Genomic DNA, 18,830 nt, shown 5'->3' on the forward strand with positions numbered 1-18,830 from the left:
ATTTTTATAGTTAAATTTGGATATATCTTTTAAAGAAATGTGTCCCTTGTAATGCCCATGAAAAAAGGCATAGCAATGCACACTGCACCATAATAGTGCAAACTACATTCTATGCCAAAAGCAATAGTAAAGTCAAGAAAAATCTTGTATTTATTTAAAAGCAAAAATTGGCAGGTTCTTTACGAACCTGCCAATAAATAATTCAGAACAATTCTTACTTAAGAGTAACCTTTGCACCGATCTCCTCAAGCTGAGCCTTGATTGACTCTGCTGTAGCCTTGTCAGCTGCTTCCTTGATGAGCTTAGGAGCGCCATCAACGAGCTCCTTAGCTTCCTTAAGACCAAGGCCAGTTGCCTCACGAACAACCTTGATAACCTTAACCTTCTCAGAACCTACTTCTGTAAGCTCTACGTCGAACTCATCCTTCTCCTCAGCTGCTGCTGCATCGCCAGCTGCTGCTGCAACTACAACGCCTGCTGCTGCAGAAACGCCGAACTCTTCCTCACATGCCTTTACAAGGTCATTTAACTCTAATACGCTAAGCTCTTTAATAGCTGCGATAAACTCTTCTGTTGTCATCTTTGCCATGATTATTTTCCTCCATTAAAAATATAAATCAATTAAATTGGTATGAGTAATAAATTACTCTGCTGGAGCCTCAGCTGGCTCCTCTGCTGGTGCCTCTGCCTCTGCTGCAGGAGCCTCTGTAGATGCACCACCCTGCTCTGCGATCTGGTTGAGAACACGAGCGAAGTTTGTGATTGGTGACTGTAAGCTTCCAAGTAACTTTGAAAGAAGTTCCTCTCTGCTTGGTACTGCTGCAACTGCCTGCATTCCCTTTGCATCATAGAAAGTTCCCTCAACAACACCAGCCTTGATCTCAAGGTTCTGTGCTGTCTTACCAAACTTAGCAAGAATTCTTGCTGGAGCTGTAGCGTCATCCTTTGAAACAGCGATTGCGCTAGGTCCTTCAAGAACTTCGTCAAGGGCTGCAAAGTCAGTTCCTTCGAAAGCGCGCTTCATAAGTGTGTTCTTGTAAACCTTATATGTAACGCCTGCTTCACGAAGCTGCTTACGTAACTGTGTGTCTTCTGCAACTGTAAGTCCACGAGCATCAACAACTACAACTGAAGCTGCATCTTTAACCTGTGCTGAAATCTCGTCAACGATTGGCTGCTTTAATTCAACTTTTGCCACGAATTTTTCCTCCTTATAAATTTCTTGTGTTGCTTATATGAGGATTTATTCATCTAAAAAAATCCCCTGTATCCAAAGACACAGGGGATAAGTAATCGATAAATACTTAATCGTCCTCGGCTGGTAGAGATAACTCTTTACGGCTTGCGCCACCTGCTGTCTTCGGCAACAACTTTGTGCATTATATCATTATGTATATTGGATTGTCAACAATTAGTTTGAAACCTTTGCAACATTAAGCTTAACGCCAGGTCCCATTGTAGGAGCAAGTGAAATGCTCTTAATGTACTGACCCTTTAAGCTTGATGGCTTAGCCTTGTTGATTGCATCCATAAGAGTCTGGAAGTTGTCCGCTAACTGCTCCTCTGAGAAAGAAGCCTTTCCGATAGGTACATGGATAATGTTTGTCTTATCAAGTCTATACTCAATCTTACCTGCCTTGATTTCCTCAACAGCCTTAGCAACATCCATAGTAACTGTACCAGCCTTTGGGTTTGGCATTAATCCTCTAGGTCCAAGTACACGACCAAGACGACCAACAACACCCATCATGTCTGGAGTAGCAACTACTGAATCGAACTCAGCCCAACCTTCGTTCTGGATCTTTGGGATAAGCTCCTCGCCGCCAACGAAATCAGCACCAGCAGCCTGAGCCTCGTCAAGCTTAGCACCCTTAGCGAATACTAAAACTCGTACTGTCTTACCTGTTCCGTGTGGAAGTACAACAGCACCACGGATCTGCTGCTCTGCGTGACGTCCGTCACAACCAGTTCTGATATGAGCCTCAATTGTCTCATCAAATTTTGCAGTAGCATTCTTCTTTACCTGAGAGATTGCTTCTGCTGGATCGTATGCAACTGACTTATCGTATGACTGTGCAGCTGCAACGTATTTCTTTCCTCTTTTCATGTTTACCTCCTGTGGTTTATCGAGCCTTAAGCTCTCCCACTCAAATAGTTAATAGTAAGAACGTTGTTTTCGCTAAGCTGTGATTACTCTACAACCTCAACGCCCATTGATCTACATGTTCCCTCGATCATGCTCATAGCTGCCTCAAGTGAAGCTGCGTTAAGATCAGGCATCTTTGTCTCTGCGATCTCCTGAATCTGAGCCTTTGTGATCTTAGCAACCTTTGTCTTATTAGGTGTGCCAGATGCCTTCTGGATCTTGCAAGCCTTCTTAATAAGAACTGCTGCTGGTGGAGTCTTTGTGATGAAGCTGAAGCTTCTATCTGCATAAACAGTGATGATTGTAGGAACGATTGTATCGCCCATATCTGCTGTCTTTGCGTTAAACTGCTTTGTAAACTCCACAATGTTTACACCATGCTGACCAAGTGCTGGACCAACTGGTGGGGCTGGTGTAGCCTTGCCTGCTGGAATCTGCAACTTGATATAGCCTTCGATTTTCTTTGCCATGATTTCCTATTCCTCCTAATCCATCTTGCGTACGTCCGTGAAATCAATCTCAACTGGAGTTTCACGTCCGAACATTTCAACGCTGATGGTAACAGTCTGTTTCTTAGCATTGATAGACTTAACAACGCCAACGGTATCTTTCCAGGTACCATCGATGACACTAAGAGTATCTCCGACTTCGAAATCAACCTCAACGTTAACTTTTTCTGTGTTATCACCTAGTAAGTAAGCCTTAACTTCTGCCTCTGACAATGGCACTGGCTTGCTTCCTGGTCCTACGAAGCCTGTAACACCTCTGGTATTTCTGACAACGTACCAGGTCTCATCGTTCATAATCATCTCAATAAGAACGTAACCAGGGTACATCTTCTTTGAAACTTGCTTTTTAACGCCATCCTTTGTCTCAGTAACCTCAACCATAGGTACGCGTACATCAAGAATCTGCTCCTCGAGATGCTGTGTCTCGATAGCCTTTTCAATGTTTGTCTTGACTTTGTTCTCATAGCCTGAGTAAGTATGAACTACATACCACTTTGCCTCTGCCATATCCGATGCCTCCATTATAAATTAACTAGGATATTTACACCCTTGTTGATTACTGCATCTAATACGATGATAATCAACGCAACAACTACTGACACAGCAACAACTGCTGTTGTCTGCTTTGACACGTCTGTTGGATCTGCCCAGACAATCTTATTAAACTCTGCCTTGAGACCCTTAAAGCGTCCTGACTTAGTGTTCTTCTCGTCTGCCATAATCACATCCTCCTTAAGACTATTTAGTCTCTTTGTGTAATGTGTGAGTCTTGCAGAATCTGCAGTACTTCTTTGTTTCCATTCTGTCAGGGTGTGTCTTCTTGTCTTTTGTCATGTTGTAATTACGCTGCTTGCATTCTGTACAAGCTAATGTTATCTTTGTGCGCACAACTTCCACCTCCGTTAAATTTCTACTTTGGTCTTACTTACACTCACTTGTCATAGCGAACAATTTGACAAGGCGAAAAAAGAGCATAAAAAAAAGACCTGCTTTTCTTAGTCGCTAGCAAAATATATCACAGCTAGTCAAGTCTGTCAAGTCTTTCAGAAAATCTTTTATTTTCAAAAAATTTCGGGGCCATTTTAACATGACCCCGAATAATAAATCAAGTCTATTAACCTTTAACACCACCAAGTGTAACTCCACCAACAATATGCTTAGAGAAAATAAGGTAAACAATGATTACAGGGAAGATTGAGAATGCAATCATCATGTAAACCTGTCCCATATCAAACTTAAGCCAGTCAGCAGAACGAAGCTGAGCTAAAAGAATAGGAAGAGTCTTCTTTGTATCATCATGAAGTACAAGCGCTGGAGTGAAGTAGTTATTCCAGCTACCTACGAAACTAAAAATTGCCTGTACAGCAATAGCTGGCTTCATAAGTGGTACAACAATCTGATTAAAGGTTCTAAACTCACCAGAGCCATCGATTCTGGCTGCCTCTACAAGAGAAAGAGGAAGTGTAGAATCCATGTATTGCTTCATATAGAAGAATACAGCTGGTGATGCAATCGCAGGAACGATAAGTGCAAGTGCATTGTTATCAAGTCCCATCTTGCCAATTAACTGTAAGAAACCAAGAACAGTAACCTGTGTTGGAATCATCATAATCATAAGGATAAAAGTAAACATAAACTTCTTACCCTTGAAATCATAAGCATGAATTGCATAAGCAGTCATTGCTGAGAAATAGGTTGCAAGGCCTGCTGTAAGCAAAGCAATTACCAGAGAGTTAATCATACCATTAAAGATAGGTAATGTTCCACTTCTAAGGTTTACCCAGTTTTCTACCAGATGTGTGCTCGGGAACGGAGTGAAGCCCAAGCTTAATTCAGAGTTACTTCTTGTAGCATTGATAAACAATACATAAAACCAAAACAGGCACAAGAAGGATACTAGAATTAATACTATGTATGAAATAAATCTTCTAGCGTGAACAGATGCACCTTTTTCCTGCTGTCCAGCTATACTTGTTGTATTAGTTGCTGCCATATCCATTTTATTCTCCTTATTATATATCCCAACTATTTAACCTTTTCTGAATTTGTAAACTTGAACACAATCAAGCTCAATATACCAGTTATTACAAACAGGAATACTGAAAGCGCACCAGCCAAACCATAGTTCTTGCTGAACAGATGCTTATTCAAATACATAATAAGTGTCATTGATGAACGCATTGGATCGCCAGTTCCGTTTGTTAAAATCTGAGGAACATCGAACATCTGTAAACCACCAATAAGCGATGTAATCATAACAAAAATAAGAATAGGCTTAAGTAATGGTAATGTAATTCTATAGAAAATCTGAGTAGATGTAGCGCCATCTACCTGTGCAGCCTCAAAGAGTGATGGGTCGATACCCAACATCCCGGCCATCAGAAGAATTGTCGTATTTCCAAACCACATAAGGCAGTTCATTGTAGCAATCAATGTACGAACTGACCACTCATTGCCCATAAACTTGTATGCTTCTTTAAATACACCCATCTGGATGAGCATTGAGTTGATTGGGCCGCTATCTGAGAACAATGTAAAGAATAACATTGCAAAAGCCGAAGCCATGATTAAGTTTGGTAAATAAATTACCGTTTTGAAAAATGTTTGACATTTTAATCTAAGTGATGGATCTGTAAACCATGCACCTAAAAGTAATGAAAGAACGATTTGTGGAATGAATCCCATAATCCACATAATCATTGTATTAACAAAATAAGTAGGTAAATCACCATTTGTGATGATTGTCGCATAATTCTGAAGCCCTATGAAATTAGGACCAATCTGAGTAAGACCTGAACGGTAATTCTCAAAAAACGAATTGTAAATGGTAGATACCAGAGGTATCATCTGGAAAATTAAAAAGATAACAACAAACGGTATTAAGAAAATGTATCCCCATTTATTGTAGCTTACTACTTTGCTCTTCTTGTTCATAAGTGCTCCCTTTTAGTTTCTTTAATATGGGGCGCAGGGTACAAACCCGTGCGCCCCCTCTTTTAACTTACTTTTATCAAATACTATTAAGTATTAGTCAGCTGTAAGCTCTGGATACTTCTCAACGATTGCCTTCTTGAACATATCAAGAGCCTCATCCTTTGTAGCGTTGCCCTGGAAGTAGTTCTTTGCTGCCTTCTGGATTTCCTCGTTACATCCCTGATCATAAGCTGAGATATTTGAAAGGTCCACCTTCTCAGCACCATCAGCGAGCTGCTTGTATGGGTTCTGTCCGCCAAGGAGTGCGATGTTACCATCATCAGAACCTGCAAGGTCTGCAAGAACAGACTTGCTGTTTACACAATCCTGATCCTGTGTAGCGATGTCCTTAAGAACTGCCTTATCTGTTGTCATTGTAAGAATGATGTCCTTTACAAGGTTAGCATTGTCTGTACCTGTTGCAGCGCAGATCCATGTACCACCCCAGTAGTAAGACTGTGGTCCTACGCAGTAGCCCCAGCCGCCCTTGCTAGCGATTGAAGCATCATCATCTGCGTTAAGGCAGAAGTTGAAGAACCAAGCTGGTCCAAAGTAGCAGAATACCTTTCCTTCTGGGTTCTTACCCTTTGCCCAGTCATCACCCCAAAGATCATCTGTATCCTCAGCCTTTGAATCTACAAGAGCCTTAGAATCATCGATCCACTTCTCAATGTTCTTATCTATAACAACCTTGCCGTCCTGTACCCACTTGCCAGAAACGTTGTTAGAGTAAACACGGAATGTATCGTTTGCAGAGCACATTGTGTAGCCTGCCTCAGCAACCTTAGCTGCTGTCTCATTATACTTATCCCAGTTAGCTACAGCTGCCTGTACTTCATCAGGATCGTCTGTGCCAAGAACTTCCTTAGCTGCTTCTCTGTTGTAGATAAGACCAGCTGAGCAAGCCTGCCATGAAGAGCCCTTTAACTTGCCGTTGCTATCTGTAACGATTGACTGTGTATATGTGTACTGATCTGCAAGGTCAGCATCTGTAATACCGAGATCTGATAATGCCATTGCATAATCTGTGTCAACATACTTAAGAGCATAATCAGCTTCTACTAAGAATAAGTCAACCTTATCATCAGCTGCTGCTGACTCCTGAGCGAGAAGTGCCTCGTCAAGGTTGTTCTGGTATGCATTGTCTGTAGATGGTGTGATTGTCCAAACTACATCAACATCACCAATCTTACCATGAGTAGCGTCAACCTCTTCGTATCCAGGATAGTGTGACTTAAGTCTTGACTGGAACTCATCATTCCAGCACTGGATGTTGAGGACCTTACCTGTGTCCTCTGGAAGCTCTGCTGTTTCCTCAGCTGGAGCCTCTACAGTAGCTGTGTCATCAGCAGGTGCCGCTGTGTCTGTAGCTGCTGTGTCTGAGCTTCCGCATGCAGCAAACATTGTTGCTGTCATTGTTGCTATTGCTAGCAAACTAACTAATCTTCTTTTCATTTTTTTGTTCCTCCCAAATTTTTTTACGTGTTATTCACGTATTTTTTAATGGTTATTGCATTTATATGAGTGGGTTCTCCACCAAATGCCTTAGTTAAGCTTTTTAAGGGTATCCCCTTCAAGCAAGTTGCCCTTAACAACAATCTGTTGGATTAATGTTGTTTTAGGTCTTTCGATTAAATCTACAAGATTCTTTGCTGCTAAGGTTCCAAGATCCTCAGTATTCTGACGGTATGTTGTAAGACGTGGTCTAATGTGTCTTGCCACCTTAATTCCATCAAAGCCAACAACTGATATATCATCTGGAATCTTTAATCCTCTCTCCGAAATTGCTCTCATCCCGCCATAGGTAGCATAATCATCCGGATAGAAGATGCAGGTAGGTCTTGTTCGAAGCTTAAGTAGCTCCAGTGTTCTTTCATATGCACCGTGTGTATCTCTGTAAGGAGATTCCTTTATATATTCCTCTGGAATATCGATTCCATATTCCTCCAACTTCTTATGGAAGGTAGTGAGTCGTAAATTTGTTGTGGCTGATTCAGCACCATGTATATAAGCGATTCTTGTATGTCCTGCCGCAATGACAAAATCAACTAAATCTGACATACCTCCCACATTATCAGAAAGAATCGTGGTTGTTTCATTATATATGTGATCAATGGTGACTACTGGGATGTTGCTCTTAACAAGTTCTACAACCTCCGGATCATCAAAATGAACATTTGCAATAATCACACCATCAAATCTTCTGTATCTGGCATGTTCTAAATATGAAGCCCTGCCAGGTTTACTTCTATCATTTGAAACGAAGGTAATGTCGTAACCCTCTCGTTCTACCTCTCTCTTAAAGCTTTCTAATACTCCTGCGAAGAAATCGTGTGTCAAACCGCTGTTTGCTTCGTCCATAAAAAGGACTCCTATATTATGAGTGCGATTCGTTTTCATCGATTTTGCTGCTGCATTAGGAACATATCCCATTTCTTTGGCAGCTCTTCGAATTCTAATCTTAGTCTCTGCACCAATATCACTGTGGTCGTTTAACGCCTTACTTACTGTAGCTATTGATACGCCACACTCTGATGCAATGTCTTTCAATGAAACCATTGCCCTCTCCCTATGAGTGTATTTAAAACGCTTAATCGTTTTTCTTAATCGTTTTCGCAACTTAAATATAGCTCGATTTAAGTTTGGTTACAAGTCTTTTTCGAAAATTTGTCCTTTCGTGACAGTTTCGTTTTCTCGTTTAGTACATTTTCCACAAAAAACATTTACCTAATTGCTTTTTATCGCGTATATGTTATTCTTTAGGTGTAAATAGTATGCCCATTTACTTAAACGTTTACGGCCGCTATTTCACATATTAATCACAGTTTGGGGCTTAGTACTAGCTCTCAACTACTTAATCGTTTACTAAGAGCTCCATTTTGTGATACTTATAAATTCATTATTCGAGGGAGGAACACATGAAATACGGATTTTTCGATGATAACAATAAAGAATATGTTATCACAACTCCAAAGACTCCTTTGCCATGGATTAATTATCTAGGCTGCAAGGATTTCTTTACATTATTATCTAATACTTGCGGAGGTTATACCTTCTACAAAGATGCAAAGCTTCTTCGTATGACTAGATATCGTTATAATGATACAACTCCAGATACAAATGGTAAGTATTTCTATATTAAGGATGGCGACACAATCTGGAACCCAGGCTGGCAGCCAACCAAGACTGAGCTTGATTCTTACGAGTGTCGTCATGGTATTGGATACAGCAAATTCACAGGAGTTAAGAACGATGTTGAAGCAGCTCTTGTTACATTCGTTCCTATAAATGATCCTGTTGAGCTTACAAAAGTTACTCTTACTAATAAGGGTAATGCCAAGAAAGATATTCAGCTCTTCTCTTACGTTGAGTGGTGTCTTTGGAACGCAGATGATGATATGAAAAATTATCAGCGTAACCTTTCAATTGGTGAGGTTGAGGTTGTTGATTCTACTATTTATCACAAGACTGAATATAGAGAGCGTCGCAATCATTACGCTGTTTATTCAGTAAATGCCGATATCGATGGTTTCGAAACAAGCAGAGATGAGTTCAGAGGCGCTTACAACGGACCTGACAAGCCAGCTGCTGTTATCGAAGGAAAGCTTCACAACACAATCGCTTCTGGGTGGTATCCAATCGCTTCTCACCAGCTTAATGTTTCTCTTAATCCAGGAGAATCTAAAACCTTTGTATTTGCACTTGGTTATATTGAAAATGACGAGGATGACAAGTGGGCTGCACCAGGCATCATTAATAAGAAGAAAGCTCACGCTCTTCTTTCTAAATATCAAACTACTGAGGATTTCGATAAAGCTTTTGCAGAGCTCTGTAGCTATTGGGACGGTCTTCTCAGCAAGTTCCACATTGCTTCAAAGGATGAGCATGTAAACCGCATGGTTAACATTTGGAACCAGTATCAGTGTATGGTCACATTCAACATGTCACGTTCTGCTTCTTACTATGAGACTGGTATCGGACGTGGAATGGGATTTAGAGATTCTTGTCAGGATCTTCTTGGATTCGTTCATCTTATTCCAGACCGTGCAAGAGAGCGTATTATTGATATTGCTTCTACACAGTTCCAGGATGGCTCTGCTTACCACCAGTATCAGCCACTCACAAAGAAGGGTAACTCTGATATCGGTTCAGGCTTCAATGACGACCCACTTTGGCTCATTGCTGGAACATCAGCTTACATCCGTGAGACAGGTGATACTTCAATCCTTAAGGAGATGGTTCCATACGACAACGATATGTCTGTTGCAACCACTCTTATGGAGCACTTAAAGCGTTCATTTGATTACATCGTAAACCACAAGGGTCCTCACGATCTTCCACTTATTGGTCGTGCTGACTGGAACGACTGCTTGAATCTTAACTGCTTCTCTGAGCATCCAGGAGAGAGCTTCCAGTGCTTCGGCCCTTCTGAAGGACCAGTTGCTGAATCAGTATTCATCGCTGGTATGTTTGTAAAATATGGTAGAGAGTATGCAGCTCTCTGCAAGCTTATGGGTGATTCTGCTGAGGAAGCAAGAGTTCTCGGCGAAGTTGACAAGATGACTGCTGCTATCGAGAAGGATGGCTGGGACGGCGAGTGGTTCGTACGTGCTTATGATGCATACAGCCATAAGGTTGGTTCTAAGGAATGTGACGAGGGAAAGATTTACATCGAACCTCAGGGTATGTGCGTAATGGCTGGTGTTGGCGTTGATGATGGCAACGCTAAGAAGGCTCTTGATTCGGTTAAAGAGAAGCTTGATACAAAGTACGGTGTTATGATTCTTCAGCCAGCTTATACCAGATATCATCTAGAGCTTGGTGAAATCACATCATATCCACCAGGATACAAGGAGAATGCTGGTATCTTCTGCCATAACAATCCATGGATTTCTATTGCAGAGACATGCATTGGCAGAGGTGATAGAGCATTCGAGGTATACAAGAAGACATGTCCTTCATACATTGAGGATATCTCAGAGATTCACAGAACTGAGCCTTATGTATACTCACAGATGGTAGCTGGCGCAGACGCTAAGTTCCATGGTGAGGCGAAGAATAGCTGGCTTACAGGTACAGCTGCTTGGACATTTACAAATATCTCTCAGTACATTTTAGGTATTTATCCTACACTTGAGGGACTTTCTGTTAACCCATGTACTCCTGCAGAGTTCGGAGATTTCAATGTAACTCGTGTTTACCGCGGCGTTACTTACAACATCGAAATCAAGAACCCTAACAAGGTACAAAAGGGTGTTGCAAGCTTGCTTGTTGACGGAAAAGAAATAGAAGGAAATATTATTCCATTTGATGGCAGCAAGAAGACAGTTAGTGTCGTTGCAACCATGCAGTAATTTCTTTTCATTTTTCTTCATATATATTTATTACTTCTCCTTCAAGCAAAGAGCTGGACGTTGACACGTCTGGCTCTTTTGCTGTTTAATGATAATCATGGACAGACAACTAATATATACAATTGAAAATGAAGCCGATGGCCTTCCTATAGATAAATATCTCAAGACTCAAGGTTATTCTTCTGCCAATATTACCGCAGTTAAGAAAATGCCAAACAACGTGGTAGTCAATGACGAATGGGTACATATGAACAGAAGACTTTCCTCAGGAGAGATTTTAACCGTAAACATTCATGAAGAAGAGTCCTCAGAGAAGATTCCACCTGTCGAGATTCCACTGGATATAGTTTATGAGGATGAAGATATTATCGTAATCAACAAGCCTGCTGGCTTGCCTATTCACCCAAGCCTTAATCATTATGAGGATTCCCTTGCAAACGGTCTCGCCTACTACTATGCATCTCAGGGAAAGCCATTCATTTTCCGCTGCGCCAACAGACTGGACAAGAATACCTCTGGGCTTACAGTAATAGCAAAACACCTTGTAAGCGCCAATATCCTATCTACAATGGTCAAAAACAGGGAATTCCATCGAGAATACTATGCAATAGTCAGAGAATGTTTAGAGCCTGTTTCTGGCACTATTGACGCCCCTATCGGACGTGTAGATGATTCTATTATCACCAGACAGGTTGATTTTGAAAATGGTGAACGAGCTGTCACACACTACAAGGTTATTAAAGAAGAAAACGGGCACAGCCTGGTTTCAATTCATCTTGAAACTGGTCGCACCCATCAAATTCGTGTTCATTTTAAATATATTGGCCACCCACTGATTGGGGACCACCTCTATAATCCAGATATGGAGTATATGCAGAGGCAAGCGCTACACTCGCATAAGATTGAGTTTAGACATCCTATAACAAAAAAGGCAATGGAGTTCGTAGCCCCACTGCCTAATGATATGTCTGAAATATTTAATTCATCTGTGCCTTAAGATCCTCGTATTCGCGATTTATTTCAGCTACCGTAGCTGTATCACCAGCGTCGCTGTCAGGATGGTAAATCTTAATTAAATCCTTGTAACGCTTCTTAAGGTCCTTTTTGTTTGAGACGCCGGAAAAGAACAGCTCGCCATGGACTATATTGTCCTGCTCCACCATAGGCTCATAGGAATTAGCCTGAACCTGCTCATAGAATTTCTTCTTGCGTTCAAACTGTCTTTTATCATCAGCAAGCTTCTGCGTCTCCTGAATGAGCATATCCCATTTGAGACTGAACTGCTTCTCCTGCTGCTCGAGAGTGTGGATTCTAGCCTCTACCTCTCTCTTTTCTTTTAATAAATCGTTCCATGCTTTCTCTAACTCTTTATGTCGTCTCTCAAGTGCCTGCATGTCGATTTTGCTCTGACATGTGAGATTCTTTGCCATAAAATTTCTCCCGCTTTGATATTCAACCAAGCGTATGTAACACCTAGCCTAAACCTGAGAAAATTATACTATAGAGAATAAATTCTTGTAAATTAGAAGAATCTGCAAGATTGTCTAAACTCTTTTGTATACTATGCCGGAATAGGCTCCCATGGAAATATGTAAATTTCCGCCCTCAATGTTTATATCGGTCGGCATGATTGAATAGCCAACCTCATTACTTAAAATCATTCTTTCAAGCCTTCCATTGAGTGGAACTCCAGCAATCCACACAGGCACGTCCACGTCGATAGCATTCCTATTCACATTGATGAGAACTATTATTTGCTCATTACTTGTAAAACGACCATAACTAACAAATCCCTGTCCACAATTCAAAAATCTGAAAGAGCCCTCTTTAATCGCATGGCTCTGCTTGTGAATCATAATGATATCTCTGGTGTAGTCCACTAAATCGTAGTTACAGTGGCCCCAAGGGTAGGTTCTACGGCAATCTGGATCAGTAAAGCCACATACACCCGCCTCATCTCCATAATAAAGCGTAGGAGCTCCTGGCCAGGTAAACTGCATCATCTCAGCAAGCTTCATAACCGGTATGCTAACGCCGTCATTTGCTGCTTGTGAGCCCTTTGTGGCAATTCGTCCAACTGTATGATTAGTTCTGGTAAGGAACCTGGAATGATCATGATTTGAAAGCTGATTCATGGCGCAGTACAAAGATGGAGTCTTTAACCTTGCCATAAAATGTAGCATCGTGTTCTTGAATCTGTCGCCATCACCTAAAGCGGCCGGTTGGAATTCGTCGGAATGTTTGTCCATTCCTGTAAGGAAATAGGTAAGCGGCTCCATAAAGGCATCATAATTCATGACTGTATCCCACTGGTCACCCTGTAGCCAGGCTGTAGGATTTCCATAGTGCTCAGCCAAAATAATAGCATTAGGATTTGCAGACTTCACTGCATTTCTAAAATCATGCCAGAACTTATGATTGAAGTCCTCAGAGTGACCCAAATCCGCAGCCACATCCAATCTCCAGCCATCACAATTATAAGGTGGACTAACCCACTTCTTACCAATATCCATAATGTATTGGTAAAGTTCTGGTGACTCCTCGTAATTAAGCTTTGGAAGAGTATCAACACTCCACCAGCCATCATAGCTCTTATTGTCTGGCCAATTATCTTCATAGAATTTGAAGAAGTTATGATATGGACTATCCTTGCTCTCGTAAGCGCCAGGTGCATAGCCCTCTTCCTTGGAATATATCTTCTCTCGATTCAGCCACTTGTTGAAAGAACCGCAGTGATTAAACACTCCATCAATAATAACTCGGATACCCTTTTGATGGCACTCATCCACAAAATCAGCAAAAAACTGATTGCTAGCCTCCAAATTTGCTTTATTAGTAGCACGCTGCTTGAACTTTGTAGCATGAGTATTATCGTAGTCTCCCGAAGACAGGCACTCTCCGCCATCCACTTTTATAATTGTAAAATGCGGATCGATATGGTCATAATCCGAAATATCATACTTATGATTAGATGGGGATACAAATAGCGGGTTGAAATATATTACTTCAACACCAAGACTCTTTAGATAGTGAAGCTTCTGCCTAACCCCTTCTAAATCGCCACCATAAAAGCGACCTACATCAAGATTTGCAGGCATAGAATCCCAATCGGTCACATGCTCAACAGCCGCACCTACATAATGATATTCATTTGTCTCTACGTCGTTTGAAGGATCCCCATTGTTGAATCTATCCACAAGAATCTGGTACATAACTGCACCTTTTGACCATGCAGGTGTGGAAAACCCTGGCATGATAGAAAACTCATAGTGCTCGCGATAATCTCGCCACAAGCCCACTCTGTCATAATAATAATGATCAAAACCCACTACGAGTTCAAAATAATATCTGAATTCCTTCTCTCCCAGCTTTACTGTGCATGAATAAAAATCAAACTCACCACGAGTACGGTCAAGATGCATTCTCTCGCTGATATTATCAGTCTTCGACATCAGGAAAACATCCACATCCTCCTGATGATAAACTCTGATACTGATTGTAACCTGAGAATTAGCCTCTGGCTCCATTGGATATCTGTATTCAGATGTACCGTCTGAGTATATTGCTTGAATATTCATTATTGTGCTCCCCTCTGCCAGCAATATTTTTAGATAGTAAAAAAGACAGCAACGATCGCTGTCTTTTTAGGAGAAGGTATTTTTACTATGGGGTTAGTAAAAATTATATAATGTATTGGGGGGTTTTTACGATGTTTATTATATGGCGGTGCAACACTCAAGTGTGCACAAACATGCCAAAACCCTCAATTATTTTTTGTGCATATTGCACTATTCTCCCCAATTAATACCTTCTACAGCGACTCCTTCGAGGCTTTCTTCGGTATTTCCATCTATCACTTCATCTCCAAATAAAGCTTCGAACTCTGTGCGGTTAATCTTTTCTTTTTCTAACAATAGATTAGCACATTTGTGTAGAATTGTTTCATTCTCTCGCAAAATTTTCACAGCTTTTTCATAACAATCATCGATGATACTCTTAACCTCGTCATCGATAGCCTTTGCTGTAGCATCTGAAAAGCCCTTTGTATGAGCCAAATCCCTTCCGATGAAAACTTCCTCGTCATCATCGCCATAATGAATCATGCCGATGCTCTTTGAGAAGCCATATTTAGTAACCATATTTCTAGCCATCTGTGTAGCCTGCTTAATATCATTTGATGCTCCGGTGGTCACATCATCAAAAATAAGCTCCTCAGCCACACGACCACCAAGGGAAACAATAATATCCTGAACCATCTTCCCCTTAGTCAGGAACATATCGTCATTTTCATTAATAGGCATTGTATAACCAGCAGCGCTAGCACCTGTAGGAATAATGGAAACAGAATATACAGGCCCTACATCAGGAAGCACATGGAACAAAATTGCATGTCCAGCCTCATGATATGCAGTAATCTTCTTTTCCTTTTCAGCAACGACACGGCTCTTCTTTTCCTTGCCGATGCCAACCTTAATAAAGGATTTTTTAATATCATCATTGATGATGTACTGGCGATTCTCACCTGCCGCAAGAATAGCTGCCTCGTTTAATAAATTCTCCAAATCTGCGCCTGTGAAGCCAACTGTAGTCTGGGCAATCTGGTGCAAATCAACATCATCACCAAGTGATTTATTTGAAGCATGGACCTTGAGGATTTCCTCACGACCCTTAACATCTGGACGACCTACATAAACCTTTCTGTCAAAACGTCCTGGACGCATGATAGCCTGGTCAAGAATATCCACACGGTTAGTAGCAGCCATAACAATGATGCCTTCGTTCACACCGAAGCCATCCATCTCAACAAGGAGCTGGTTCAATGTCTGCTCTCGCTCATCATGACCACCGCCCATTCCAGTACCACGGCGTCTTGCAACAGCATCTATCTCATCAATGAAAACAATACATGGAGAATTCTGCTTTGCTTCTGCAAAAAGGTCGCGGACACGTGAAGCACCAACACCTACGAACATCTCCACAAAATCAGAACCAGAGATTGAGAAGAATGGTACTCCTGCCTCTCCAGCAATTGCCTTTGCAAGAAGAGTCTTACCTGTTCCAGGAGGGCCCACAAGAATAACGCCCTTAGGAATTCTGGCGCCGAGTCTTGTATATTTCTTAGGATCCTTGAGGAAATCTACCAGCTCCTCAACCTCTTCCTTTTCTTCTTTGAGACCGGCAACATCATCAAATCGGGTATTGATGTCCTCTTTGCTGGTCATTTTTGCACGGCTCTTGCCAAAATTCATCATCTTGGCATTGGCCCCACCGCCGCCTGCTCCCTGGGCATTCATCATAATCATAAAAAGAATGAAAACCGCACCAAGGACAATAAGCATCGGCAAAAGTTCAGAAATCCAGCTGTCATGAGGGACATCATTCAAAGTATATGAAACTTCGCTCTCATCCAGCATTTCCTGAAGGCTGTTTACATCAGATACATAAAGGGTGGCGGTCTCGTCCCCCTTCAGCTTGATAGTGGCACTACCTGTAGGCACCTGTTCGTTCTGAGAGATAACTACAGATACGACCTCATCCTTTGAAATAGCCTTTTTAAACTGTTTCATGGAATAAGCTGTAGATTTATTGCCCATGCTTGTATAGAGAATCACCAGGACTACAGTCACAAACAAGGCATAAATAATCATTCCTGAAGCTCTATTTTTCTTCAAAATGGCCTCCTAGTCTAGCTCAACTACGCCAATATATGGGAGATTACGATACTTCTGATCATAATCCAAACCGTAACCAACAACAAACTGATCTGGGATTGTAAAGCCTGTATAATCAACGTGAACATCAACCTCACGACGATCCGGCTTATCAAGCATTGTCACCATGCGAACTGACTTAGCGCCACGCTCCTTGAAAAGCTGGCCAAGGTAATTAAGAGTGTTTCCACTGTCGATGATATCCTCCACGATGATAACGTTCTGACCTGTTGGATCTAAATCAAGGTCCTTCTTTACCTTTACCACGCCCGATGATACGGTGCCTCCATCGTAGCTTGATGTAGCCATGAAATCAATGATAACTGGCACTGTAATTCTCTTAGCAAGCTCGCAGGCAAAAAATGAAGCACCCTTAAGGATACAAACCAAAAATACTGTCTCACCTTCGTAATCCTTGCTGATTTGTGCTCCAAGCTCCGCAATACGGGCAGCTAATTCATCCTCTGGTAAAAGGACTCTGATGTTCTCACTCATTCTGTGTTCCTCCATATACTATCTCTAAGACGCGAGTGGTATCATTAGAGATTTTGTAAAATTCGCTGATTCTATATCCGACAACCCACATAACGTGGCTTCCATCGCAAACAAGAGGAATCGTGTCACGAAGGTGACGAGGGATTTTTGCATCCACAAAATAATCCTGAATGGATTTATGATTTCCTACTGCATCTATAGTCAGATAATCCCCTTCAGCACGGGTTCTTATAACAACATTATCCGTTATTCTATCACAATCAAACCATTTAGTATAGGTATCTGTAGGGTATTTCACGCCCTGTTCATAATCGAATTCTCTAAAGGAAAAATCCGATTCTAAGGGTTCTCCACTCTCCGCTTCACCCCCTTCATCTTCCACCACATATATAGTCTCATAAGATATAATCAAAGTCTTTTTATATGGAAGCTTCACCTGACGCTCTCCGTCCTCGTTTAAAAGGCCAAGAATTGTCTCTATATGAGTTGCACTAACATCCTTTTGCTGAGGCATAAATCTGCTCAAATAGTCCTTCAGTGCCTGACTTGCAATAACCCTTGGCGCAGTGGCAATGGTTCGCTTTCGCAGCTTATCGCCATCCTCCTTTGCAATTTGAAGAAGACCATGCGCCTCGATAGAAATATACTCAGCTACCTCAGTCAGTCTATTAGTCATTTCGGTAATATGTGTCAAAGCTTTAGGGTTGATGTCCTGAAATTCTGGAATTATATTGTGTCGGATTTTATTTCTGTCATAATTTACATCTGAATTAGTCTCATCTATGCAGTAATCAATCTGATTCTCTTCCAAGAGCTCCATAATTTCTTTCTTTGGAACCTCAAGAAGAGGACGAATAATTCTGCCTCGTTTAGGTGCAATTCCGCACATACCATCAAGTCCCGAACCTCTTACCATGTGGAAAAGAACAGTCTCAGCATTATCGTCTGCATTGTGAGCAATGACGATTTTTGTTTCATGTCCGTCATTGTCCAATTCCTTAGCATAATCCTCAAATGCCTGATATCTTGCTAGGCGTGCCTCTTCCTCAAGGCCTCTGCCGGATTCTCTTGCCAATGCTGGTACATCGATTTTAAGAGTTCTAACAGGCACCTCGAATTGCCTGCAAAGCTCCTCCACATAGGCCTGATCGCCATCTGCATCCTCGCCTCTTATGCAATGATTTACATGGAGGGCATAAATTGTCAGGTCATATTCATCCCTCAGTCCTAAGAGTACAAAAAAAAGGCACACAGAATCAGGTCCTCCGGATAAACCCAAGACCACTCTGTCGCCTTTAGATAACATATCATTTTTGTCGATGTACTCCCTAATCTTGTTTTCTTTAAAAATGATCCAATTGTCATGTGTCAGTCCAAGCTTCTGTGAAGCCTCATTTTCTATATATTCGTCGCTGCCGACGTATTCTTCCTGTTCCTTTAACTGCTGGCCCTTTTCATTGGCTGCATCAAGTTCAAGCTGAAGAGACTCTTCCTTTTTCTTGAGCTCCTCATTCTTGTCGTAGAGACGCACAACCTGCACCATCATCACGCCTATCATGAAAAGCATGATTACTGCAACATATATTCTACCTGTAGAGGTTTTCTTTCGTCTTCTAACATTATTTCTCTTTTTCTTCGCCAT

General features: G+C 41.5%; 18 protein-coding genes and 1 other annotated feature. Of the genes, 2 read left to right on the forward strand and 16 right to left on the reverse strand.

Annotated features, from left to right (window positions below):
- Positions 1–214: 214 nt before the first annotated feature.
- The 11 genes from rplL to FXF36_RS08790 all read right to left on the reverse strand — a co-directional run bounded on the left by rplL (position 215) and on the right by FXF36_RS08790 (position 8,187).
- Positions 215–589 carry a 50S ribosomal protein L7/L12 gene (gene rplL, locus FXF36_RS08740; RefSeq protein ID WP_015548553.1) on the reverse strand — a complete coding sequence of 125 codons (375 nt, stop codon included), beginning with the start codon at positions 587–589 and terminating at the stop codon, positions 215–217.
- Between the two features lie 54 nt (positions 590–643).
- Positions 644–1,198 (reverse strand): 50S ribosomal protein L10, encoded by a 555-nt coding sequence (rplJ, locus tag FXF36_RS08745; protein WP_151623392.1) that lies wholly within the window; start codon positions 1,196–1,198, stop codon positions 644–646.
- Between the two features lie 48 nt (positions 1,199–1,246).
- Positions 1,247–1,382 (reverse strand) — a sequence feature (ribosomal protein L10 leader region).
- A gap of 29 nt (positions 1,383–1,411) precedes the next feature.
- Positions 1,412–2,107 carry a 50S ribosomal protein L1 gene (gene rplA / locus FXF36_RS08750; protein WP_151623393.1) on the reverse strand — a complete coding sequence of 232 codons (696 nt, stop codon included), beginning with the start codon at positions 2,105–2,107 and terminating at the stop codon, positions 1,412–1,414.
- An 83-nt stretch (positions 2,108–2,190) separates the two neighbouring features.
- Positions 2,191–2,616, reverse strand: a complete 426-nt coding sequence (rplK, locus tag FXF36_RS08755) for a 50S ribosomal protein L11 (RefSeq protein WP_151623394.1) — start codon at positions 2,614–2,616, stop codon at positions 2,191–2,193.
- A gap of 15 nt (positions 2,617–2,631) precedes the next feature.
- Positions 2,632–3,162, reverse strand: coding sequence for a transcription termination/antitermination protein NusG (nusG, locus tag FXF36_RS08760; RefSeq protein WP_090167942.1), 531 nt, complete (start codon positions 3,160–3,162; stop codon positions 2,632–2,634).
- Positions 3,163–3,176: 14 nt separating this feature from the next.
- Positions 3,177–3,374, reverse strand: coding sequence for a preprotein translocase subunit SecE (gene secE, locus FXF36_RS08765; protein WP_151623395.1), 198 nt, complete (start codon positions 3,372–3,374; stop codon positions 3,177–3,179).
- Between the two features lie 19 nt (positions 3,375–3,393).
- Positions 3,394–3,543 carry a 50S ribosomal protein L33 gene (gene rpmG / locus FXF36_RS08770; RefSeq protein ID WP_080552267.1) on the reverse strand — a complete coding sequence of 50 codons (150 nt, stop codon included), beginning with the start codon at positions 3,541–3,543 and terminating at the stop codon, positions 3,394–3,396.
- A gap of 226 nt (positions 3,544–3,769) precedes the next feature.
- On the reverse strand, positions 3,770–4,654 hold the full coding sequence (locus FXF36_RS08775; protein ID WP_151623396.1) for a carbohydrate ABC transporter permease: 885 nt from the start codon (positions 4,652–4,654) through the stop codon (positions 3,770–3,772).
- Between the two features lie 26 nt (positions 4,655–4,680).
- Positions 4,681–5,589: a carbohydrate ABC transporter permease gene (locus FXF36_RS08780; RefSeq protein WP_151623397.1), complete on the reverse strand. Its 909-nt coding sequence runs from the start codon at positions 5,587–5,589 to the stop codon at positions 4,681–4,683.
- A 93-nt stretch (positions 5,590–5,682) separates the two neighbouring features.
- Complete coding sequence (locus tag FXF36_RS08785; RefSeq protein WP_151623398.1) at positions 5,683–7,083, reverse strand: type 2 periplasmic-binding domain-containing protein; 1,401 nt, start codon at positions 7,081–7,083, stop codon at positions 5,683–5,685.
- A 90-nt stretch (positions 7,084–7,173) separates the two neighbouring features.
- Complete coding sequence (locus tag FXF36_RS08790) at positions 7,174–8,187, reverse strand: LacI family DNA-binding transcriptional regulator (RefSeq protein ID WP_151623399.1); 1,014 nt, start codon at positions 8,185–8,187, stop codon at positions 7,174–7,176.
- A gap of 359 nt (positions 8,188–8,546) precedes the next feature.
- On the opposite strand from FXF36_RS08790, the gene FXF36_RS08795 reads away from it, so the two are divergent.
- Positions 8,547–10,982 (forward strand): glycoside hydrolase family 94 protein, encoded by a 2,436-nt coding sequence (locus FXF36_RS08795; protein WP_151623400.1) that lies wholly within the window; start codon positions 8,547–8,549, stop codon positions 10,980–10,982.
- Positions 10,983–11,079: 97 nt separating this feature from the next.
- Positions 11,080–11,979 carry an RluA family pseudouridine synthase gene (locus FXF36_RS08800; RefSeq protein ID WP_151623401.1) on the forward strand — a complete coding sequence of 300 codons (900 nt, stop codon included), beginning with the start codon at positions 11,080–11,082 and terminating at the stop codon, positions 11,977–11,979.
- Here FXF36_RS08800 and FXF36_RS08805 read toward each other — a convergent pair.
- The 5 genes from FXF36_RS08805 to tilS all read right to left on the reverse strand — a co-directional run bounded on the left by FXF36_RS08805 (position 11,960) and on the right by tilS (position 18,830).
- Complete coding sequence (locus FXF36_RS08805) at positions 11,960–12,412, reverse strand: molecular chaperone DnaJ (RefSeq protein WP_151623402.1); 453 nt, start codon at positions 12,410–12,412, stop codon at positions 11,960–11,962. The genes FXF36_RS08800 and FXF36_RS08805 overlap by 20 nt on opposite strands.
- A gap of 114 nt (positions 12,413–12,526) precedes the next feature.
- Entirely contained in the window at positions 12,527–14,560 is a 2,034-nt protein-coding gene (locus tag FXF36_RS08810) for a glycoside hydrolase family 13 protein (protein ID WP_151623403.1), read from the reverse strand.
- Positions 14,561–14,770: 210 nt separating this feature from the next.
- The gene (ftsH, locus tag FXF36_RS08815) at positions 14,771–16,630 is read right to left on the reverse strand and encodes an ATP-dependent zinc metalloprotease FtsH (protein ID WP_263008661.1); all 1,860 of its coding nucleotides are present in this window, start codon (positions 16,628–16,630) and stop codon (positions 14,771–14,773) included.
- Between the two features lie 33 nt (positions 16,631–16,663).
- On the reverse strand, positions 16,664–17,188 hold the full coding sequence (hpt, locus tag FXF36_RS08820) for a hypoxanthine phosphoribosyltransferase (RefSeq protein WP_151623404.1): 525 nt from the start codon (positions 17,186–17,188) through the stop codon (positions 16,664–16,666).
- Entirely contained in the window at positions 17,181–18,830 is a 1,650-nt protein-coding gene (tilS, locus tag FXF36_RS08825; protein ID WP_151623405.1) for a tRNA lysidine(34) synthetase TilS, read from the reverse strand. The genes hpt and tilS overlap by 8 nt, the downstream gene beginning before the upstream one ends.

This window comes from Pseudobutyrivibrio xylanivorans (assembly GCF_008935055.1).
Taxonomy (GTDB): Bacteria; Bacillota; Clostridia; order Lachnospirales; family Lachnospiraceae; genus Pseudobutyrivibrio; species Pseudobutyrivibrio xylanivorans_A.